Here is a 20,565-nt window from a genome sequence, read left to right as displayed (position 1 = left end):
AACCTGCTTATCCGTTCTAAGGATTTAAGCAGGTTTTTCGCTTCTTCCGCCGGCCGATCAGCGGATCGATATTTTGTAAGTGCGCAGCCAGGTGTCCACTTGCGCCAAATAGGCGAAAAGCTGCGGACCGGTCATCAGCTGGCCGAACCAAGGGATATTGAAGTCCGTCGATTCGGATCTCGCCAGATCGCGGATTTTTTTTACGTCGATAAACGGCAAAATCGGGGACGAAGTATCGTCGAGGATGTCGAGCACCCAATTTCTTACCGCCGCCAAATAGTTCGGGTTGTGCGTTTTCGGATAAGGGCTCTTTTTGCGGGTGAGTACGTCATCGGGGAGAACGCCTTTGAGCGCTTTGCGCAAAATGCCTTTTTCCCGGTCTCCGGCCGTTTTAATTTCCCAGGGAATATTCCATACGTATTCGACCAGCCGGTGATCGCAGAACGGCACCCGCACTTCCAGCCCGACGGCCATGCTCATGCGGTCTTTGCGGTCCAGCAAAGTCGGCATGAAGCGGGTGATGTTCAAATAGGACATTTCCCGCATCCGGTTTTGCCGCTGCGTTTCTCCGGCGAGCCGCGGCACTTCGGCCAAAGCTTGCTGGTAACGGCTGCTTACGTATTCCGCAGGCTTGATCCAATCGACCAGATCCGGGGCGAGCAGATCGACGCGATTGGCCAGCTTGAGCGACCAGGGGAAAGTGCCGGCCTCCAGCGCTTCATCCCGGTGAAACCAGGGGTAGCCGCCGAAAATTTCGTCCGCAGCTTCGCCGGATATGGCGACTGTCGCTTCTTTTTTGATTTCGCGGCAAAACAAATACAGCGAACCGTCGACATCGGCCATCCCCGGCGTATCGCGAGCAAAGACGGCGGTTTTCAGCGATTCGACGAGCTCGGGAGTGTCGAATTCGATGGCGTGGTGCACGGTGCCCAAATGTTCAACCATTCTTTTGATCCACGGGGCATCCGCATTCGGCTGAAAGACACTCTCTTTAAAATGTTTGTCATTATCGACATAATCTACCGAAAAAGTGTGGAGGGCGCCTTTTCCGCTCTCCTTATAGCGGCCGGCGGCCAAAGCGGTCAGCGCGCTGGAATCGAGCCCGCCGGACAGCAGCGTGCAAATCGGCACGTCCGACACGAGCTGGCGTTCCGCGGTATCTTTCAGCAGCTCGCGGATGCGGAGCGCCGTCGCATCGACATCGTCCGGATGCGGCTGGCTTTCCAGCTTCCAGTAGGCCCGTATGGACAAGCCGTTGCGGTCAAACACGGCGCAGTGTCCGGGCTTCAGCTCCGCCATGCCCCGGTAAATGCCGTGTCCCGGCGTGCGGGCAGGGCCTACGGCGAATATTTCCGCCAAGCCTTCGGCGCCGACCTCCGCTTTAAAATCGGGGTGAGCCAATATCGCTTTGGGCTCCGACCCGAACAGCAGAACTTCGTTCTGATGAGAATAAAAAAGCGGCTTTACGCCGAGCCGGTCTCTGACCAAGTATAGGGTCTGTTCCTGATCGTTCCAGGCGGCGAAGGCAAAAATGCCGTTGAGCCGGTCGACGCAAGCCCGCCCCCATTCGATAAAGGAAACTAGCAGCACTTCCGTATCGCAAGTGGTGTGAAAGACGTGGCCGCGGGCCTTGAGCTCTTGCGTCAGCTCCGGAGCGTTGTACAGCTCCCCGTTATATACGATCGTGTACGTGTAGTCGCCTTGTTTCCGAATCATCGGCTGGGCTCCGTTTTCCGGGTCCATGACGCTGAGTCGGCGGTGGCCAAGCGCGCAATGCTGCGAGATCCATGTGCCGGAAGCATCCGGTCCGCGCAGGTTCATGGTTTCCGTCATATTTTCTAGAATGGACGGGTATTGAGTCAGGTCTTTCCGCCAATCGATCCATCCCGTGATTCCGCACATAGACGTTCATCCCTTTCCTTAAGAGAGCATGATGATAAAGGGTATGCGTACGGCATTTGGAAAATGTCTGTCCCCCGGGAGGCGCCCCGGCATTTCGGCAGTTTTGTATTTTATTACAAGGACTGTTACAATAAATAAAATCAAACTAGTTACTAAACGATAAAGGTGATGACCGATGAAAAAGAAACATTCCAAAGCCCAGATCGATTATTTGGCAGCGAGAGAACATTTTCTGCAAATCAGCAAGCAAGCCGATAAACGCATTGCCCAGCTGAAGGAGCAAGGCAAAGAAGTCGGACAAGCGGAAATGGAAGAAATTGTGGAGCGCGTCGGATTGCATCGGGCGTACAACGATTTGACGCATGCCGAGAACGTTCTGATCAACTGGACGCATACGGCCATTAAAAGCGAACCGACGTTCGTCAGCAAGCGCGCTGAATTTGAAGAGCTTTACGAAAACATCAAAACGAACGCAGAGGCTAGAGGCGCTATTTTGAATCTGGCGATGCGTTTAAATTTAGAGCTTGCGTGAGACTCTATAGAGGCAGTGCCATTATTTCTTCAGGAGGCGAATGCTCATGGATAGCCATTTCATCAGCAAGCTGCACGACAAGCAGAGAAAAGCCGAGAAGAATTTAAGGACTCAAGGCCACAAACGGCCCGGCGACAAATTGCCGAACCGCAAGCACTGACGTCTGATGGCACCACCAAGAGCCTGTCGGGATATGTTCCCGGCGGGCTTTTGCACCTGCTTTTCAATAACCTGATAGTTACAGCATACTTGAGCGGCCGCGGACCCATACTATAGTTGTAATTACTCAATTCGTCGGGAGGCAGGCCATCATGAGCAAAAGGAAAAGCATGAACTCCAAAATGCAAAGCGCGGCAGACCATTCCAAACAGTCCGAGCGGATTCAAGAAAACCTGAACTCGACCGAGCCCGGTCATCATCCGCCAAACAGACCGTCCGTATAAGCGTACGGAGATCCAGAAGAGCCGCAACCGAACGGGTTGGCGGTTTTTTTCGTGAATGCGAAAGCGCTGCCAAGTAAAATTTAGTTGTCCGCCTCCGCACTATACGGTAAGATGGGTAGTAGAATTTCAGCTAGACTTGAAAATTTCATAACGGAAATGGGTGTTTGTCCGATATTCGTCATGAGCTGTTCGCTTATGCGGTCACCGGCAAGCTTAAAAGGGAAGTCCGGTTCAAAGCCGGCGCGGTCCCGCCACTGTAAACAGGAGAGTCGCAGCAACAAAGCCGCTGATTGCACAGCCGATCGGGAAGGCCGCTGCAGACGATGACACTGAAGCCAGGAGACCTGCCTATTTGCACAGCACTGTTAAGTACCTACGGGAGATAGGGAAGGTGTGAGATGAGCTATCGGCAATTCATGAGGATAGGCGTCTTTCCCTTTTTGGTTAAAGGGGAGGGCGCTTTTTTGGATTTGCGCCTAAATGGCGGACGCAGCCGCGCGCGACGCGAAGTGACCTAGCCTGGCCGGATGCGGCCGATTGTTCCCAGCGCGTGCCTCTCCCGCGCAGGTTTGCTGGGCTGTGTAGCAAGTGAAAAAGCCCCTCCAAGCCGCTGGGCGGCGGCGGTACCCGCGCAGGTTTGCTGGGTTGGCTAGCAAGTGAAAAAGCCCCTCCAAGCCGCTGGGCGGCGGCGGTACCCGCGCAGGTTTGCTGGGTTGGCTAGCAAGTGTAAAAGCCCCTCCATGCCGCTGGGCGGCGGCACCCACGCAGGTTTGCTGGGCTGGTTAACAAGGGGGTACGAAATGGCCGGGTATGGAGAAAACCTGCGAAAGTGCAGTTTTTTTCTATGAAAATAGTTCATTTTGGCGAAAAGCCTGCGAAAGTGCAGGAATTTTCGAAGATTACGTCTCTTAGCTCGCGTATCCACCGAAAAGCCTGCACTTTTGCAGGAATTTTTCGCTGCCAGCGTATTGGCGAGCAAAAGGATGTACTTTTGCAGGCTTTTTCGTGTTGCCGATGGTATACCAGTCCTAGAGGGCGAGTTTTTCAACGTTTAAGCTATTTTTGTGCATGTGAACATTTACTCGGTTTCCGCGGCCAACCGGATTGCGGAATTTCCAAGTGCGGAAAAGAAGGTTGACAACTTGTAGCAAGTTATTGATAATTAATAGTAATTTTTACTATTAATATCGAGACAAACAGTTGTGATTGCAACGGGCAATGCCGGCGCATCCGCATCTCCCGGGCGCTCGTACCGGATCCTGAGCTGACCTGTGCCCGCCGAATACCTCTCCGCCTTGGACGTTTACGTTCAGTCGCGTGTGCTCGACCGACCGCCATTATGCAGTGAAGGTGGTGAGCGAGCTGCTGAAGGAAGCGGCCTATTGTTTTCTTTCCCGCGATATTGCCGTAGGAGCCTCGTTGAGCGATCGTATCGCATTTATCGATCTAAGGCGTTATTGTCGAAGCGGGGAGCGCGTTAGAGCTTATTTACCGGGCCCAGGCACGCTTGTACGGCGGCTTTGATGGCGCATGTGCCCATTCTAGCTGAATACGGTTGAAAGGATGATAGAAATGACAACGTGGGATTTATCGACAGTCAGGCATCATGTTCTGATTTGCAACGGCGGCTCGTGCCTGCGCAAACAGGGCGACGAAACGACGGCGGCAATCCGCGAAGAGATTTCCAGGCTCGGCGCCGAGCGGCTTATACATACGACGCGCACGAGATGCAACGGCCGCTGTGAGGATGCCTGTGTCGTTACGGTATACCCGGAAGGCATCTGGTATCAAAAAATGACGCCGGAAACCGGCCGGCGGCTCGTTCGCGAGCATTTGCTGGACGGCAAGCCGCTTGAGGAACATATGATTTATACGTACGAGCATCGCTTCACGCCAACGGGAACAAGCGTCCCCGGCGTCGATCGCGCCAAATCGAAGTGACAAGCTTCGCCATCCGCATCAAAGACGATCGGATATGTTTTTGCCCTGCCGCTTGCGGGGCGATTTTTTTTATAGCTTGATAGACAGCAAAAAAGACCGCGAAATCTCGCGGCCTCTTTCATTTAAAGGACGTCCCAGGAGGGATTCGAACCCCCGACCGTACGCTTAGAAGGCGTATGCTCTATCCTGCTGAGCTACTGGGACACATACGTGAATCGCCTGCGGTTTCAATCCGTTTTTGGCGAAGCAAGAGTTATATTATCATATGGTTTTCGTTCAAGTCAACCCCCGAATGAAAAGTTTATTTTGCAATCCGCATCGCAATCAAGTACACTGACACCATCGAGGAGTCCGGCGGTCGGAGCTGCTTTTGTGTTTGCCGAGTTCACCCGCCAGACTTCCAGATCGTTTTTGAGGTGATGAAAATAGCCGGGCAATTATTGAATAACGTGGTCCTTTTCCCGAAAACGGAGCAGTTTTACGAGGAAGAGCTGACCCGATTTTTGCAAAGAGAGCAGTATGGCGAAGCTGTGGAGCTGCTGTCTTTTTTGCTGAGATTTCCGCGGGAAGGCGACCGCAAGGCGGAACAGTGGGAAGCGCTGTTGAGCTGGCTGCAAACGATGATGCCGAATGTGGTGATTCCCGGGGCGCTTTCGTCGGAAGAGGAGCAGGAGACGACGGAGGAGGAAATGCTTCGCCAGTACGTCGAGGAGAAGGCGTCCGTCGACACCGCTTTCGTCGACAAGCTTTTGCGCATGCTGCGCAAGGGGACGCTCGAACAGCAGCTGGCTGCGCTGGAGCAGCTCGGTTTTGTGAAACATCCGGAGGCCGCCGCTGCGGTCCGGGAATGGCTGCGGGACGCGCCGCGCCATCCGATCTTGCAATTCAAGGCGCTGCAGGCTTTGAAGCACATGGGCGAGAGCGGGGCGATACACCTGTTCAAAAACGGGAAGCACGTTTTCGTCGAGATCGAGGAGACGCCGCTGTGCGCCGAGGAATTCCCGGCTCAAATACGCGACATGATCCGCAGAATCGCGGACACCAGTGAAAGGAATCAGCCGGACTTCGCTTTTTTTGCCGAGCGGACCTGGCAGGAATTTCTCGCCTACGCGTACGGAACCCCCCTCTACAGCGGTTTGCTCGCGCAGGAAGAGGGCATCGTCGATATTTGGGCCTCGGCTCTGCACGCCGTGCTGCAGGAGAAATTGTTCGGTTCCGCCGGCCATGAAGAGCATCGGGAAATGTACGGCATCACGGATTCCATGCACCTTTCCTGGAAGCAAGCTTACGCCGCGCTCCGCAAGTATTTGGAGTTCATGACCCCGGAGCAATCTTAGTTCTAAAGCGCGCCTTGAAATGAAAAAGTAATATGTTATAATAGAATGGTTATAATGGCAAGTAGAGGTGTTAGAGTTATCGCTTCACTCGCCAGAACGTGAAAATATGTCATGGTACATTTTTGGAGGGGAAGGCATAAAATGAAAGCAAGTTGGGAAAAAATAGAGAAGAACGTAGGCGTTCTTGAAGTGGAAGTTGGCGCAGAGCGCGTCGCAGATGCACTTGATAAAGCATTCAAAAAAGTATCCGCGAAAGTGAACGTTCCGGGCTTCCGCAAAGGCAAAGTGCCTCGTTCCATCTTTGAAGCTAAATTTGGCGTGGAAAGCTTGTACCAAGACGCTCTGGATATCATTTTGCCAGAGGCATACGTGCAAGCGGTTGAAGAAGCGGGCATCGATCCGGTCGACCGTCCTGAAGTGGACGTTGAACAATTCGGCAAAGGCCAAGCTTTGAAGTTCAAAGCGAAAGTAACCGTTAAACCGGAAGTAACTCTGGGCGATTACAAAGGACTCGAAGTTGAAGTTTCCGACGCCAACGTCACGGACGAAGAAGTGAACGAAGAGCTGAAGCGTCTGCAGCAGCGCCATGCGGAACTTGTCGTTCTTGAAGAAGGACAAGCAGCAAACGGCGACGTTGTTGTTCTCGACTTCGAAGGATTCGTTGACGGCGAAGCGTTCCAAGGCGGCAAAGCGGAGAAATATTCCCTTGAGCTTGGATCGGGCAGCTTCATCCCGGGCTTTGAGGATCAACTGGTTGGTCTGGCCAAAGACGAAGAGAAGGAAGTTAACGTAACGTTCCCTGAGAACTACCACTCCGAAGAGCTGAAAGGCAAAGAGGCTGTGTTTAAAGTGATAATTCACGAGATCAAACGCAAAAACCTGCCTGAGCTCGACGATGAGTTTGCCAAAGACGTAAGCGAGTTCGATACGCTTGACGAATACAAGGAAGACACGAAAAAACGTCTTCAAGAGCGTAAAGAAAGCGATGCTGCGGCTGCAAAAGAAACGGCGGTTGTCGAAAAGGCGGCTGCTAACGCGGAAGTGGAAATTCCGGCGGCAATGGTTGAAGCCGAGCTTGACGTTATGGTAAAAGAGTTCGAAAGACGTCTCCGCTCGCAAGGCATGACGCTTGAGATTTACTACCAGTTCTCCGGCCAAAACGAAAGCGTGCTGAAAGATCAAATGAGAGAAGACGCCGAGAAGCGCGTCCGCAACAATCTCGTTCTGGAAGCGATCGCGGCGGCAGAAAATATGACCGTATCGGAAGAAGAAATTGACGCGGAACTGGAAAAATACGCGCAATCTTACCAAAGATCCGCTGAAGAGCTTCGCACCCTCTTTGCTTCCAACGGAAGCCTAGACGGTTTGAAGAACGACCTCGTTGTAAGAAAAACCGTAGATTTCCTGCTTGAAAATAGCAAGAATGTTTCCGCAGCAGTGTAAATAAGGTAAGTAAAGGCACGTACGTAATGTTGGCGTGCCTTTCTTTTACCCTATTTTACCTCGGATTATTGCCCGATTGCGCGCGAATTGTTCGGCGGCGCAGGCATTGCCCGAAAAAATGACTTTGCTGCGCAAACGTGTTAAACTAGTGACTAAAGCTGGAAAAAGAGGGCCTGTCGTATGCCGTTCTCTTCTCCGGCGAAAATCCCGTAAAGGGTGAAACATGGCAATTGCCGTTAAGGAGTTGGTACAATGAGTCTTATTCCTATGGTAGTGGAACAAGAGAGTCGTGGCGAAAGGTCTTACGACATTTATTCGCGTCTGCTCAAGGACCGCATCATTTTCATCGGCAGCGCGATCGATGACGATGTTGCTAATTTGGTCATTGCCCAGCTGCTCTTTTTATCCGCTCAGGATGCTGAGAAGGATATCCACCTATATATCAATTCCCCGGGAGGATCCGTAACGGCAGGGATGGGTATCTTCGATACCATGCAGTTCATCAAGCCGGACGTGTCCACCATTTGCGTGGGAATGGCGGCAAGCATGGGGTCTTTGCTGCTGACGGCAGGGGCCAAAGGCAAGCGATTCGCGCTGCCTAATGCGGAAGTCATGATTCACCAGCCGCTCGGTGGCGTCAGAGGTCAAGCGACTGATATCAAAATCCATGCGGATTGGATTATCAAAACGAAGCAAAAGCTCAACCAGATATACGTGGAGCGTACGGGACAGCCGCTTGAAAAGATCGAAAGAGACACCGATCGCGATAACTTTATGAGCGCTGAAGAAGCGAAGGCATACGGGTTAATCGACGAGGTTATCACTCGAAACGACTTGAAATAAAGGAGTGATCCCATGTTTAAATTTAACGATGAAAAAGGCCAACTCAAATGTTCCTTTTGCGGGAAATCCCAAGACCAAGTTCGCAAGCTTGTTGCCGGTCCGGGAGTCTACATTTGCGATGAATGTATAGAGCTTTGCACGGAGATTGTTGAAGAAGAGCTGGGCCATGAGGAAGAGCTGGATCTGAAAGACGTTCCCAAGCCGAAAGAAATCCGCGCCATTTTGGATCAATACGTGATCGGCCAGGAGCAGGCGAAAAAGTCGCTGGCTGTAGCCGTTTACAACCATTACAAACGGATTAATTCGCAAAACAAGCTTGAAGATGTGGAACTGCAAAAAAGTAATATCGTCCTTTTAGGGCCGACAGGAAGCGGTAAAACGCTGCTTGCACAGACGCTTGCCAAAATCTTGAACGTTCCGTTCGCCATCGCTGATGCGACTTCTTTGACGGAAGCGGGCTACGTGGGCGAAGACGTGGAAAACATTTTGCTCAAGCTGATTCAAGCGGCCGATTACGATGTGGAGAAAGCCGAGCGCGGCATCATTTACATCGATGAAATCGATAAAGTGGCGCGCAAATCGGAAAACCCGTCGATTACAAGAGACGTATCCGGCGAGGGCGTACAGCAGGCGCTGCTCAAAATTTTGGAAGGTACGGTTGCTTCTGTTCCTCCGCAAGGCGGACGCAAACACCCGCATCAAGAATTCATCCAAATCGATACGACCAACATTCTGTTTATTTGCGGCGGCGCTTTCGACGGCCTGGAGCAAATCATCAAGCGCAGAATCGGTAAAAAAGTGATCGGCTTCAGTACGGACGGCGGCAAAGTCGATCTGAAACCGGGCGAATATTTGTCCATGGTGCTTCCCGAGGACTTGCTTAAATTCGGGTTGATTCCCGAGTTCGTAGGCCGTCTTCCGGTCATTTCCACTTTGGAGCCGCTGGACGAAGAAGCTTTGGTGCGCATTCTTTCCGAGCCGAAGAACGCTCTCGTGAAGCAATATCAAAAAATGCTCGATATGGATAATGTTGCACTGGAATTCGAGGCGGATGCGCTTGACGCTATCGCCAAAGAAGCGATTAAGCGCAACACCGGCGCACGCGGCTTGCGGGCGATTATCGAGAGCATCATGCTCGACGTGATGTTCGAGGTGCCTTCGAGAACCGACATTTCTACCTGCAAGGTGACGAAAGAAACGGTGCAAAACAAACTTGCGCCTGTTCTGACGACCAAAGACGGCCAGTCGGCCGGCAAAAAGAAGGAAGAAAGCGCGTAACCCACAATTTCACATTCAATCCTACAGCCTCCAATCCGGTTTCCGTCAGGAAATTGGAGCGGAGGATGTTTGGTGTCATGGGGAGAGAAACCAGGATGTTTCACAGAAAAGAGACGAGAGCTGTTCGGGTCGGGGATTTGACGATCGGCGGCAGCAATGAAGTCATTATTCAAAGTATGTGTACGACGAAAACTGCGGATGTGAAAGCGACTGTAGCCGAAATTCTCCGTTTGGAAGAAGCCGGCTGCCAGATCGTTCGTGTTACGGTCAACAATAAGGAAGCTGCGGAAGCCATCAAGGAGATCAAAAAGCAGATTCATATCCCTCTGGTGGCGGATATTCATTTCGATTATCGTCTGGCGCTTATGGCGATCGAAAACGGCATCGATAAAGTCCGGATCAATCCGGGAAATATCGGACGCCGCGAGAAAGTGGAAGCTGTCGTAAAAGCGTGCAAGGAGCGAGGCATTCCTATCCGCATCGGAGTTAACGCAGGCTCACTGGAGAATCATCTGCTGGAGAAATACGGCTATCCTACCCCTGAAGCGATGGTGGAAAGCGCGCTGTTCCATATCAACATCCTGGAAGAACTCGATTTCCACGATATTATCGTATCGCTCAAAGCTTCGGACGTGCCGATGGCGATCGCCGCTTACTCCAAAGCTGCCCAAGCCTTCAACTATCCGCTGCATCTCGGGATTACCGAGGCGGGCACGCTGTTTACCGGCTCCGTCAAGAGCGCGGCGGGTATCGGAGCGCTCTTGAACATGGGCATCGGCAACACGGTGCGCATTTCACTCAGTACGGACCCTGTGGAAGAAGTGAAGGTGGCCCGCGAACTGCTGAAGACGTTCGGCCTCATTACGAACGCCGCTACGCTGGTGTCCTGCCCGACCTGCGGCCGATTGGACATCGACCTGTTCTCCATTGCGAATGAGGTGGAGGACTACATTTCCCGGATCAAGGTGCCGATCAAAGTGTCCGTGCTCGGCTGCGCGGTTAACGGGCCGGGAGAAGCCCGCGAAGCCGATATCGGCATTGCCGGCGCGCGCGGAGAAGGCTTGCTGTTCCGCTACGGCGAAATGATCCGCAAAGTCCCGGAAGCAGATCTGCTGAACGAGCTGAAAAAGGAAATCGATTCAATTGTCGATGCATACGAAAAAACCGGAGTCATACCGGGACGCAAACACTAACAGAGATATGAAGAAGCCGTTTAAGGTGCCGCAAAACGCCTGAACGGCTTTTTTGCTTTTTGCGGGCCGCGGCAGGCAGCACCTGTGAGATCGCAGCCTGCTAAACAGAAGCCTTGCCAGCCCTTCAGCTCCCCACCCGCCAGAAGTTTTGAATAGCCCCGATCATTCTCGCCAGTCCATCACAAGTGTCCGGAAAACCTACCAAATAGTATTCGCTCCCACCAAATAGCATACCGCCGCACACCGTCTTAAACTAGCTTGTCACCCTGCAAAACTGTAAAAGTGCAGGTTTTTTCTGCGGAAATGGCCAGTTTGGCGAAAAAGCCTGCGATAGTGCAGGAATTTTCGGTCATGACGGGCATAGCTCAAGATTCAGCGTTAAAAAACTGCAGATTTGCAGGAATTCATCGTGCCAGGCGCATACGTGAGCAAAAAGATGCACTTTTGCAGTTTTTTTTACATTACGAAGCTGCCGACGCGTTTGCACCACGCCATCAGCGCTCATTGCACGGAGCCGGCAACGCTTTCGCACCGCGCGATCAGCTCTCACCGCGGGGCGAGAGCAGCACAACAGCGGTCAACCTCGCGCCATAGTAAGCGAGCTTTGCGACGAAAGGCCGCCTCCCGCAATGGGCGGGCGATGTTTCACATGCGCAACAAGGGCGAAGCCCGCGGCTGAACGCCGCGACGCATCCGCCATTTTGGGCGGCGTCTTTTTTGCCGCGAATATTATGCCGCAACCGGAAGCATAATGAATGAATCTGGAAAGCATTTGCTTTCTATGCTAATTTTTGGCGAAAAATAATAAGGAGAATGAATGATGATCAGGATTCAATTACAACGCATCGGCAAACTGGCGCTCCCGCTGCTTATTGGTGCATGCCTGCTCCTGCTTCCGTACCCGTCGGCCGCTTCGGCCGATCCGGCTGCGCCGCTGCAGCTGCCTGCCGTGCCGTCCGGCAAGCGGGTTGCAATCGTCATCGACGATTTCGGCAACGGCATGGACGGCACCGAACAAATGATGAGCATGCCGATTCCGCTCACGATCGCCGTCATGCCTTTTTTGCGGACGACTAAGCAGGATGCCGAACTGGCACACGAAAAAGGCCACGAGGTCATTCTACACCTTCCTATGGAGCCTGTGTCAGGCAAGCCGAGCTGGCTCGGGCCGGGAGCGATCACAACCGATCTGTCCAACGAGGAGATCCGCAAGCGCGTAATAGCGGCGATCGACGACGTTCCTTATGCGGTCGGCATCAACAACCATATGGGCTCGAGAGCTACGTCGGACGAACGCGTCATGAAAATCGTCGTCGAGGTATGCAGGGAAAGAGGCTTGTTCCTGCTCGACAGCCGAACTTCCCACAAAAGCGTGATGACGAAGCTGGCCGCGGAAATGGGAGTTCCGTATGCGGAAAACCAGCTGTTTTTCGACGATACTTATACGTACGGCCACATCAGCAAGCAAATGGCCAGATTCAAAAAGCTCCTGCAGCAGCAAGAGCAATGTATAGCAATCGGCCATGTAGGGCCGCCCGGCAAAAAAACCGCGCAAGTCATTCAAGAAGCGATTCCCTCGATTCAGAAAGAGGCGACATTTGTTACGATCTCCCAAATCGTCAAAATGCCGGCGCGTTAACGCGGATGGATCATGGCAAAATATTGCTGGACCGCGCTGCTGATCGCTTCCGCGATGCGAGCTTGATGATGGGAGTCGTTCAGCAGCTTCCGGTCGGTTTTATTCGAAATAAATCCCATCTCCACGATGACTGTCGGACATTTGGTGTAGCGGAGAACGAAATATTTTTTGCCCGGCACGGGAAGCTCATGGGTTCCGTACAGCCGGTTCAGGGAATGCTGCAGCAAATTGGCGAGCAGAATGCTTTCCGATTGATTTTGATAAATGACGAGCGGCCCTCGCCGGTCCGATTTGCCCGACCAGTTAATGTGCATGCTGAGCATCATTTTGGGACGAATGGCATTGGCGATCCCCGCGCGCTGCGCCAAGTCTTTGCGGTGCCTTCCTCCGTACGACCAATGATTGTCCTCGCTTAAGGCGTAGTCCGTATTGCGGTTTATGATAACCCGGTAGCCTTTCTTTTTTAACAGCTTATACGTTTTTTTCGAAATGGCGAGATTCAGGTCTTTTTCCTGGTATTTTCCATACAAGGCCCCGCTGTCGATACCGCCGTGTCCGACATCGAGCAGCACATCGGCATTCGGCAGGAGCGGGTTATCCGCGTGAGCGTCTGCACCTCCGAGACAAAGGCTTAATAACAGCATAATGACAGCCGAACCTAGCTTCATGACGCCACATCCTTTTTACATCAATCTCTCCCCTTTATCCTTCTTCCGAATGAAGACGATCATTCATCCTGCAAAAGTTTGCATAGTTTGGATTAACCTGCTTGCGCCTCGGGAATAATGGGGATAGGGTGCTGGTACGATGGCCATTTTCAAATTTGGGAGGTTATGTATGATGAGTTTAAGTATTATTCTCATGGTAATTCAAGTTTTTTTCGCCGTTGTGATCGGACTGTATTTTTGGAATTTGCTGCGCAATCAGCAGACGAACCGTTCTGCTGTCGATAGAGAATCCAAGAAGGAACTGGAGAAGCTGAGAAAGCTCCGCTCCATATCGCTGACAAAGCCGTTGTCCGAGAAAACGAGACCGTCCTCCATGCAGGATATCGTCGGGCAAAAAGAGGGGCTCAAAGCTCTGAAAGCCGCGCTGTGCGGGCCAAATCCGCAGCACGTCATCATTTACGGCCCTCCGGGCGTCGGCAAAACGGCCGCGGCGCGGGTCGTTCTGGAAGAAGCCAAAAAAAATCAGGAATCCCCTTTCCGGCATGATTCCAAATTTACTGAGATTGACGCAACGACAGCGCGTTTTGACGAGCGGGGCATCGCCGATCCGCTGATCGGTTCGGTGCATGATCCGATTTATCAAGGAGCGGGAGCTATGGGCGTAGCCGGCATTCCGCAGCCCAAACCGGGCGCTGTGACGAAAGCGCACGGCGGCATCCTGTTTATCGATGAAATCGGCGAATTGCATCCGATTCAAATGAACAAATTATTAAAGGTGCTGGAAGACCGCAAAGTATTTCTCGAAAGCGCCTATTACAGTTCGGAAGATACGAATATTCCCAACTATATCCACGATATTTTCCAAAATGGGCTGCCTGCCGATTTCCGCCTGGTCGGGGCTACGACACGCACGCCTAGCGAAATTCCGCCGGCCATACGCTCGCGGTGTCTGGAAATTTATTTCCGCCCGCTGCTTCCCGAAGAAATCGGTGAAATTGCCGAAAAAGCGCTGCAAAAGATCGGTTTTCAAGAAAGTCCGGCAGCGGTTAATGTCGTGAAGAAATACGCCACGAACGGCAGGGAAGCCGTCAACGTGATTCAGCTGGCCGCGGGTATTGCGCTGACCGAGAAGAGAAGCGGAATTGCAGCCGCCGACATCGAGTGGGTGGTGAACAGCTCGCAAATCCCGCCCCGGCCGGAAAAGAAAGTACCGCAGCAGCCGCAAATCGGTTTCGTCAACGGGCTTGCCGTGTACGGCCCGAATCAGGGAACGCTGCTGGAAATTGAAGTGATTGCGATCCCGACCGCGTCCGCCGGTGCCGGGAAATTCAATATTACGGGCGTTGTCGACGAAGAAGAAATGGGCGGAGGCTCCCGCACCATTCGCCGAAAAAGCATGGCCCGCGGCTCCGTCGAGAACGTGCTGACCGTGCTCCGCAAGCTCGGGATGAACACGGCCGATTACGATCTGCATATCAATTTTCCGGGCGGCGTTCCGATCGACGGCCCTTCGGCCGGCGTTTCAATGGCGACGGCGATTGCGTCGGCCATACATAAAGTTCCGGTCGACAACAAGCTCGCGATGACGGGCGAAATGAGCATCCACGGCAAAGTGAAGCCCGTAGGAGGTGTCGTAGCCAAAGTGGAGGCGGCTTTTCAGGCCGGAGCGACAAAAGTGATCATTCCTAAGGAAAACTGGCAGGAAATGTTCGCCGATCTCCCGGGCGTTGAAGTGACGGCGGTGGAATCGATCGAAGAAGTGCTAAAAATCGCTCTCGGCATCGAGCTGCAGGATAACGTCATCCCGATGCCGCTATCTCCGGAACGCTCGATCTCTGCTTCCTCCCTGCCGATTCTGCATGCCAAATCGCCAAATACGATCGATTCCTAGGAGTCTGGCGGGTGAATCGCGTACCCCCGCTATGCACAAAAGTAACTCCGCCCGCCAGACTCCTAGAAGACTTGACGCAAAATGTCAGGTTGCCGATTGGTGTTTTGCTTGCAGTTTTGATAAAATGTAAAAGCGATAAAGGGATACAATTTCTAGGAGGTGCAGAGGATGGGACCCGGTAAAAACAAAGTGCGCAGACTGCCGCTATTGCCTTTAAGGGGATTGTTAGTCTATCCGAGTATGGTGCTACATCTGGACGTGGGACGGGAGAAATCGGTGAAAGCCCTGGAGCGGGCAATGGTCGATGACAGCATGATTCTCCTCTGCTCCCAGTCTGAGATCAACATAGAAGAACCCTCCAAGGAGGATATTTACCGCGTAGGCACGATCGCCAGAGTCCGGCAAATGCTGAAGCTGCCCAACGGGACGATCCGCGTTCTGGTCGAAGGCGTGCTGCGCGCCGAAATCAGCGAGTACCTCGCAAATGACGAGTACTACGAAGTCACGGTCAGAGAGCTGCCGGAGCAGGAAGTCACCGACCCTGAGATCGACGCTTTGATGCGGACGGTGCTTAACCAGTTCGAGCATTACATCAACCTTTCGAAAAAGGTGACGCCCGAAACGCTTGCGGCGGTTTCCGATATTGACGAGCCCGGCCGGCTGGCCGATGTCATATGCAGCCACTTGTCCCTGAAAATAAAAGACAAGCAGGACATTTTGGAAACGGTCGATGTGCGCGAGCGGCTGGAGAAAATGCTGAACATTTTGAATAACGAGCGGGAAGTGCTCGAACTCGAACGCAAAATCAGCCAGCGCGTCAAGAAGCAGATGGAGAAGACGCAGAAGGAATATTACCTTCGCGAGCAGATGAAAGCGATCCAGAAAGAGCTTGGCGACAAGGAAGGCCGGGCCGGCGAGGCCGATGAGCTGCGCAACCAGCTCAGCGAAGCCGAGCTGCCGGAGAAGGTTAGAGAGAAGGTTGAGAAGGAAATCGAACGGCTGGAAAAAATGCCGTCCACTTCCGCGGAAGGCGGAGTGATCCGCAACTATATCGATTGGCTGCTCAGCCTGCCTTGGTCGAAAAGAACCGAGGACGACCTTGATATCGCCAAAGCCGAAGCGATCCTGGATGAGGATCATTACGGGCTGGAGAAGCCCAAAGAACGGGTGCTTGAATATTTGGCCGTACAGAAGCTGGTCCAAAAGCTGAAGGGCCCCATTCTTTGTCTGGTCGGTCCTCCGGGGGTAGGGAAAACCTCCATCGCGCGTTCCATAGCCAGATCGATGAACCGCCAGTTCATCCGAATTTCGCTCGGCGGCGTCCGCGATGAAGCGGAAATCCGCGGCCATCGCCGCACTTATGTCGGCGCCATGCCGGGGCGCATCATCCAGGGGATGAAAAATGCCGGCTCGAACAATCCGGTATTTTTGCTGGACGAAATTGATAAAATGGCGATGGACTTCCGCGGCGACCCGGCTTCGGCGCTGCTCGAAGTACTCGATCCCGAGCAGAACAGCACTTTTAGCGATCATTTCATTGAAGTACCGTTCGATCTGTCCAGCGTCATGTTTGTGACTACCGCCAACGCCGTGCACAATATTCCCCGGCCGCTTCTGGATAGGATGGAAGTGCTTTACATCCCGGGCTACACGGAAATCGAGAAGCTGCAAATTGCAAAGCGGTATTTGCTGCCCAAGCAGAAGAAGGATCATGGCTTGCAGGAGGAGCAGCTGGCCGTCGATGAAACGGCTCTGATGAAAATGGTCCGCGAATATACGCGCGAATCCGGCGTGCGGAACCTCGAGCAGCAGGTTGCGAGCATGTGCCGCAAAGCGGCCAAACAGATCGTTTCCAACTCGTCCGAGACGGTTCACGTAACCGATGACAACTTGAAAGATTTTCTCGGCCCTGCCAAATTCCGCTACAACATGGCGGAGGAGAAGGACCAGATTGGCGCCGTGACAGGCCTTGCCTGGACGGAAGTAGGCGGCGATACGCTCGTCATTGAAGTGACGGTGATGCCGGGAACGGGCAAGCTGACGCTGACAGGCAAGCTCGGCGATGTGATGAAGGAGTCCGCTCAGGCCGCCTTCAGCTATACGCGCAGCCGCGCGGAGCATTTCGGCATTGCGCCGGATTTTCACGAGAAGAACGATATACACATTCATATCCCGGAAGGCGCAATTCCGAAGGACGGACCGTCCGCGGGAATTACGATGGGTACGGCGCTTATCTCGGCGCTGACGAACATTCCGGTGTCCCGCCAAGTGGCGATGACCGGCGAAATTACGCTGCGCGGCAGAGTGCTGCCGATCGGCGGATTGAAGGAAAAGGCGCTTGCCGCGCACCGCGCAGGCATTCGTACGATCGTTTTGCCGCAGGATAACGAGAAGGATATCGTAGAGATTCCCGAGAGCGTCCGCAGCGAAATCACCTTTTTCCCGGTAAGCCATATGGATCAGGTGCTGGAGCATGCGCTGGTAGGCGGCAAGCCGGCCGCACCGGTCGGATCATAACGGAAAGTAGTGAACAAACATGAAGGTCAATCAAGCTGAGTTCGTAATCAGCGCGGTCGGACCTGGCCAATACCCACAGGATGCCTTGCCGGAGATTGCTCTGGCAGGGCGTTCTAATGTCGGGAAATCGTCGCTCATCAACCGGATGATCGGACGTAAAAATTTGGCCAGAACCAGCTCGCAGCCGGGCAAAACCCAAACATTGAATTATTACCGGATCAATCAGGACTTATATTTTGTCGATCTTCCCGGATACGGTTATGCGAAAGTATCGAAAACCGAGCGGGAGCGGTGGGGCAAATTTATCGAAAGCTATTTATTGGGCAGAGAGCAGCTAAAGCTGGTCATGCAGCTCATCGATTTGCGGCATCCGCCGACGAAGGACGATCAGGCCATGTATGAATGGCTGAGGCATCATGAGGTGCCTGTTTTCGTTGTCGCGACCAAAGCCGATAAAATTTCGAAAAGCCAGTGGCAGAAACACGCCAAGATCGTCAGAGAGACGTTAGGCATGGGCAAGGGCGAGCAGCCGCTGCTGTTTTCCTCCGAGCTTGGCCTGGGCAAAGACGAACTGTGGTCCGTTCTGGAACGGCATATCGGGTATGAAGGCTTATCCGAGCAAGCGGAGGAACGTTCCTGATTTTACGAAAAAAATTGATTTTTTATTGTAAATTAAGGAGAGAACTCGGAAAAAGCCGCAGGGATAGCGAGTTTTATTAGTGATAACCCGATGGCATTCCGGCTTTATTTCGATTTTTTCAGATTTTTGGCTAAATTCCATGAAAAGAACGCAGGAATATTAATCCCTCATGTAGTATAATATTAAACAAGGCAACACCAATGGCTTGAAAACAAAGAATCGAGGGATTTTTATGGCACAAAGGTTAGCGACTGAATATGTCAAAACCTGCCTCCAGTTAACAGAAGCCGAGATGTTCAAGTTTTTTCAAATGTTCGTGGATCATCAAGTGACTTTGCAAGTCAAAGTTCTGGAAAACGGCAACCAGGAGGTTGTGTTCCAGGATGGAGCGGGTCAGGAGATCGTCCTGTCGTTTGAGCGGAAATCGGGCCTATATGAATGTACGGGATCCTGTAGATTGAGCAATACTTTGCTGGCTAATTTAATGCGCAAAGCGGTATCCGAGTTCAAGGGAAGCGCGATTGTGAACCGGATTTATACCGGCTACACGATGGTTTATTATTATGAGCGCGGCACGGTCGTCAAAATTGTTGAACAAAAGGACCAATTGGCTACGGTTATTTACGAATTTAAAGATACGCTCGGCCGGTTGGAGCAGTTGTTCCACAAAAAAGAAGTAGAGCGGGAAATCGAGAACATCTACCACGAAATCAATCATTTCCTGGATCTGCGCAATACGGTGCAGGAGCAGGAAATCCGCAAGCAAATCGACGAACGCCTCGAGCAACTGACACATCGTTTGTTTACGTTAGAGGCTTAATAAATTTCCATACATGAATAAACAAGCGTATAAAGGCCCTTTACAAAAGGGTCTTTTTTGTTGCTGCAGCCGGCAAATACCGCATCAAAACGCATAAAATAATTTGTCAAAAAAAAACTATTGCATTTCTGGACGATAGATGGTATTTTTATTTTCGTTGACAAACAATATAGGAACCAGGATTCACTCAGGACATTGAATGTTGCGAGAGATTATTCCCTCGGGAAGTGAATGACGTAGGTCCTAGCGGATGAAATTTTTTTCAAACATTTTATTCCTAGGAAGGGGGAACCGAAAGATGGAAATGGAATACTCAACTTTCGGAAGACACGTTGCTGTAGATACTTGGGGGGCAGATTTTGAACTACTGAACAATGCAGAATGGCTGCAGGCTCAGATGGTAGAAGCTGCCGAGGTATGCGGAGCAACCGTATTATCTGTACAATCCAAGCAATTTGAACCACAAGGAGCAACAGTGCTAGTCATGTTGTCCGAGAGTCATCTCTCCATTCATACGTATCCTGAGAGAGGTTTTGCCGCGCTGGACTGCTATACTTGCGGCGAGACAGTTGACCCTCAATTGGCAATCGACTTCATGGTGTCCGTTTTGAAACCGGAAACGGTGTATGCGAAGAAACTTGTTCGCGGCATTGGTGAACTGCAAGTGGAAACTCCAGTAATTATGCAAGCAGAGCTTGTAAAATAAGAAGACGATGCGCTAATAGCGGTAACCACGGAGAAATCCGTGGTTATTTGTTTTGTCCCGATCCCATACAATGTTACAGCCAGACATGTCCGCTTAACTTGGAGGGATCGAAGTGAAAAATAAAATGCTGCGCAAAACGGCGATGTTCGCAGTTGTACTTTTTTTGATCGGCTGGCCTTTGTATCAGACGATCGGCATGTTCAGCGACCGCAAGGAAGAACATGATGCTTCGCATTTGCTGTACCAAGTCTCGCTGTTCCAGATCGAACTGCTGAACAGCTGCCTGGGCGAAGCGGGAAAAGCCAAAAGCACCGGCGAACTTGATGCATGCAGACAGACGTTGTATTCCGCAGGATATACGCATGAGCGGCTTGTGCTTGCCGCCGGCGGGAACGGGTACCTGACGACGCTGGACAGCGTCCCCCAGCTCATGCAGTATGTCCAGCGGCTGCAGATCGGCGGGGAGAGAAAGCTGAAGGCGGACGAAGTCCAGACGCTGCAGGCTGCGGCTGCGAAATTTCAGCAAATCTATGAGGTTTACGAGAAGCTGATGGCGTCGGGCGGGGGAGTCATTGCTTCGCAGAACGAGAAATTGATTTCGCTGGACAAAAGCCTTGCCGAGCTGGTCCGGAAAAAATTGCTTGAATAACGGCCTGGCCGGCATGATTGGTATATCTGGGCAGCAACACGTGCAAACTAACGAAGATAGGCGGAAAAAGCATTCATAAATTATTCAAAAAAAATGTCGGAATGCTTGTTTTGCTGTGCTATA

At 52.2% G+C, this 20,565-nt stretch carries 18 protein-coding genes, 1 tRNA gene and 1 riboswitch; of the genes, 16 read left to right on the top strand and 3 right to left on the bottom strand.

The genetic code is table 11. The features are described 5' to 3' along the window. Positions 1-57: 57 nt before the first annotated feature. Complete coding sequence (gene asnB, locus AC0LWT_RS06810; RefSeq protein ID WP_474680470.1) at positions 58-1,902, bottom strand: asparagine synthase (glutamine-hydrolyzing); 1,845 nt, start codon at positions 1,900-1,902, stop codon at positions 58-60. Between the two features lie 175 nt (positions 1,903-2,077). On the opposite strand from asnB, the gene AC0LWT_RS06805 reads away from it, so the two are divergent. From AC0LWT_RS06805 to AC0LWT_RS06790, 4 genes are all read left to right on the top strand, one after another. After that, on the top strand, positions 2,078-2,434 hold the full coding sequence (locus AC0LWT_RS06805) for a hypothetical protein (RefSeq protein WP_474680469.1): 357 nt from the start codon (positions 2,078-2,080) through the stop codon (positions 2,432-2,434). A 46-nt stretch (positions 2,435-2,480) separates the two neighbouring features. Then, entirely contained in the window at positions 2,481-2,594 is a 114-nt protein-coding gene (locus tag AC0LWT_RS06800; RefSeq protein ID WP_474680468.1) for a DUF4023 family protein, read from the top strand. A 151-nt stretch (positions 2,595-2,745) separates the two neighbouring features. Next, entirely contained in the window at positions 2,746-2,877 is a 132-nt protein-coding gene (locus AC0LWT_RS06795; protein ID WP_474680467.1) for a hypothetical protein, read from the top strand. Between the two features lie 166 nt (positions 2,878-3,043). Continuing rightward, a riboswitch (cobalamin riboswitch) is annotated at positions 3,044-3,243 on the top strand. A 1,206-nt stretch (positions 3,244-4,449) separates the two neighbouring features. Then, positions 4,450-4,818, top strand: coding sequence for a (2Fe-2S) ferredoxin domain-containing protein (locus AC0LWT_RS06790; RefSeq protein ID WP_474680466.1), 369 nt, complete (start codon positions 4,450-4,452; stop codon positions 4,816-4,818). A 130-nt stretch (positions 4,819-4,948) separates the two neighbouring features. Here AC0LWT_RS06790 and AC0LWT_RS06785 read toward each other — a convergent pair. After that, positions 4,949-5,022 (bottom strand) — tRNA-Arg (locus AC0LWT_RS06785). Positions 5,023-5,258: 236 nt separating this feature from the next. On the opposite strand from AC0LWT_RS06785, the gene AC0LWT_RS06780 reads away from it, so the two are divergent. From AC0LWT_RS06780 to AC0LWT_RS06755, 6 genes are all read left to right on the top strand, one after another. Next, positions 5,259-6,155: a HEAT repeat domain-containing protein gene (locus tag AC0LWT_RS06780; protein WP_474680465.1), complete on the top strand. Its 897-nt coding sequence runs from the start codon at positions 5,259-5,261 to the stop codon at positions 6,153-6,155. Between the two features lie 141 nt (positions 6,156-6,296). Next, complete coding sequence (tig, locus tag AC0LWT_RS06775) at positions 6,297-7,598, top strand: trigger factor (protein ID WP_474680464.1); 1,302 nt, start codon at positions 6,297-6,299, stop codon at positions 7,596-7,598. A gap of 252 nt (positions 7,599-7,850) precedes the next feature. After that, positions 7,851-8,441: an ATP-dependent Clp endopeptidase proteolytic subunit ClpP gene (clpP, locus tag AC0LWT_RS06770; RefSeq protein WP_474680463.1), complete on the top strand. Its 591-nt coding sequence runs from the start codon at positions 7,851-7,853 to the stop codon at positions 8,439-8,441. Between the two features lie 12 nt (positions 8,442-8,453). Continuing rightward, complete coding sequence (gene clpX / locus AC0LWT_RS06765) at positions 8,454-9,719, top strand: ATP-dependent protease ATP-binding subunit ClpX (RefSeq protein ID WP_474680462.1); 1,266 nt, start codon at positions 8,454-8,456, stop codon at positions 9,717-9,719. A gap of 95 nt (positions 9,720-9,814) precedes the next feature. Beyond that, positions 9,815-10,912, top strand: a complete 1,098-nt coding sequence (gene ispG, locus AC0LWT_RS06760) for a flavodoxin-dependent (E)-4-hydroxy-3-methylbut-2-enyl-diphosphate synthase (protein WP_474680461.1) — start codon at positions 9,815-9,817, stop codon at positions 10,910-10,912. An 820-nt stretch (positions 10,913-11,732) separates the two neighbouring features. Beyond that, positions 11,733-12,551, top strand: coding sequence for a divergent polysaccharide deacetylase family protein (locus AC0LWT_RS06755; protein ID WP_474680703.1), 819 nt, complete (start codon positions 11,733-11,735; stop codon positions 12,549-12,551). Here AC0LWT_RS06755 and AC0LWT_RS06750 read toward each other — a convergent pair. Next, entirely contained in the window at positions 12,548-13,219 is a 672-nt protein-coding gene (locus AC0LWT_RS06750; protein ID WP_474680460.1) for an N-acetylmuramoyl-L-alanine amidase family protein, read from the bottom strand. The genes AC0LWT_RS06755 and AC0LWT_RS06750 overlap by 4 nt on opposite strands. Before the next feature lie 172 nt (positions 13,220-13,391). On the opposite strand from AC0LWT_RS06750, the gene lonB reads away from it, so the two are divergent. The 6 genes from lonB to AC0LWT_RS06720 all read left to right on the top strand — a co-directional run bounded on the left by lonB (position 13,392) and on the right by AC0LWT_RS06720 (position 20,442). Continuing rightward, complete coding sequence (gene lonB / locus AC0LWT_RS06745; protein ID WP_474680702.1) at positions 13,392-15,110, top strand: ATP-dependent protease LonB; 1,719 nt, start codon at positions 13,392-13,394, stop codon at positions 15,108-15,110. A gap of 168 nt (positions 15,111-15,278) precedes the next feature. Further along, the gene (lon, locus tag AC0LWT_RS06740) at positions 15,279-17,627 is read left to right on the top strand and encodes an endopeptidase La (RefSeq protein ID WP_474680459.1); all 2,349 of its coding nucleotides are present in this window, start codon (positions 15,279-15,281) and stop codon (positions 17,625-17,627) included. Between the two features lie 19 nt (positions 17,628-17,646). After that, positions 17,647-18,267, top strand: coding sequence for a ribosome biogenesis GTP-binding protein YihA/YsxC (gene yihA / locus AC0LWT_RS06735; RefSeq protein WP_474680458.1), 621 nt, complete (start codon positions 17,647-17,649; stop codon positions 18,265-18,267). 232 nt (positions 18,268-18,499) lie between these two features. Continuing rightward, positions 18,500-19,087: a non-ribosomal peptide synthetase module gene (locus AC0LWT_RS06730; protein ID WP_474680457.1), complete on the top strand. Its 588-nt coding sequence runs from the start codon at positions 18,500-18,502 to the stop codon at positions 19,085-19,087. Positions 19,088-19,391: 304 nt separating this feature from the next. Beyond that, positions 19,392-19,793 (top strand): adenosylmethionine decarboxylase, encoded by a 402-nt coding sequence (gene speD, locus AC0LWT_RS06725; protein ID WP_474680701.1) that lies wholly within the window; start codon positions 19,392-19,394, stop codon positions 19,791-19,793. A 112-nt stretch (positions 19,794-19,905) separates the two neighbouring features. Then, the gene (locus AC0LWT_RS06720) at positions 19,906-20,442 is read left to right on the top strand and encodes a hypothetical protein (RefSeq protein ID WP_474680456.1); all 537 of its coding nucleotides are present in this window, start codon (positions 19,906-19,908) and stop codon (positions 20,440-20,442) included. Positions 20,443-20,565 lie beyond the last annotated feature (123 nt).

The organism is Paenibacillus sp. sgz302164, from assembly GCF_056120505.1.
The sequence above is the reverse complement of the archived record's forward strand: the minus strand, read 5'-3'. Positions and strand labels throughout refer to the sequence as shown.

Coding starts and splice junctions, on each gene's coding strand:
- asnB (WP_474680470.1), bottom strand. CDS start 1,902: ATGTGCGGAATCACGGGATGGATCGATTGGCGGAAAGACCTGACTCAA.
- AC0LWT_RS06805 (WP_474680469.1), top strand. CDS start 2,078: ATGAAAAAGAAACATTCCAAAGCCCAGATCGATTATTTGGCAGCGAGA.
- AC0LWT_RS06800 (WP_474680468.1), top strand. CDS start 2,481: ATGGATAGCCATTTCATCAGCAAGCTGCACGACAAGCAGAGAAAAGCC.
- AC0LWT_RS06795 (WP_474680467.1), top strand. CDS start 2,746: ATGAGCAAAAGGAAAAGCATGAACTCCAAAATGCAAAGCGCGGCAGAC.
- AC0LWT_RS06790 (WP_474680466.1), top strand. CDS start 4,450: ATGACAACGTGGGATTTATCGACAGTCAGGCATCATGTTCTGATTTGC.
- tig (WP_474680464.1), top strand. CDS start 6,297: ATGAAAGCAAGTTGGGAAAAAATAGAGAAGAACGTAGGCGTTCTTGAA.
- clpP (WP_474680463.1), top strand. CDS start 7,851: ATGAGTCTTATTCCTATGGTAGTGGAACAAGAGAGTCGTGGCGAAAGG.
- clpX (WP_474680462.1), top strand. CDS start 8,454: ATGTTTAAATTTAACGATGAAAAAGGCCAACTCAAATGTTCCTTTTGC.
- ispG (WP_474680461.1), top strand. CDS start 9,815: ATGTTTCACAGAAAAGAGACGAGAGCTGTTCGGGTCGGGGATTTGACG.
- AC0LWT_RS06755 (WP_474680703.1), top strand. CDS start 11,733: ATGATCAGGATTCAATTACAACGCATCGGCAAACTGGCGCTCCCGCTG.
- AC0LWT_RS06750 (WP_474680460.1), bottom strand. CDS start 13,219: ATGAAGCTAGGTTCGGCTGTCATTATGCTGTTATTAAGCCTTTGTCTC.
- lonB (WP_474680702.1), top strand. CDS start 13,392: ATGAGTTTAAGTATTATTCTCATGGTAATTCAAGTTTTTTTCGCCGTT.
- lon (WP_474680459.1), top strand. CDS start 15,279: ATGGGACCCGGTAAAAACAAAGTGCGCAGACTGCCGCTATTGCCTTTA.
- yihA (WP_474680458.1), top strand. CDS start 17,647: ATGAAGGTCAATCAAGCTGAGTTCGTAATCAGCGCGGTCGGACCTGGC.
- AC0LWT_RS06730 (WP_474680457.1), top strand. CDS start 18,500: ATGGCACAAAGGTTAGCGACTGAATATGTCAAAACCTGCCTCCAGTTA.
- speD (WP_474680701.1), top strand. CDS start 19,392: ATGGAATACTCAACTTTCGGAAGACACGTTGCTGTAGATACTTGGGGG.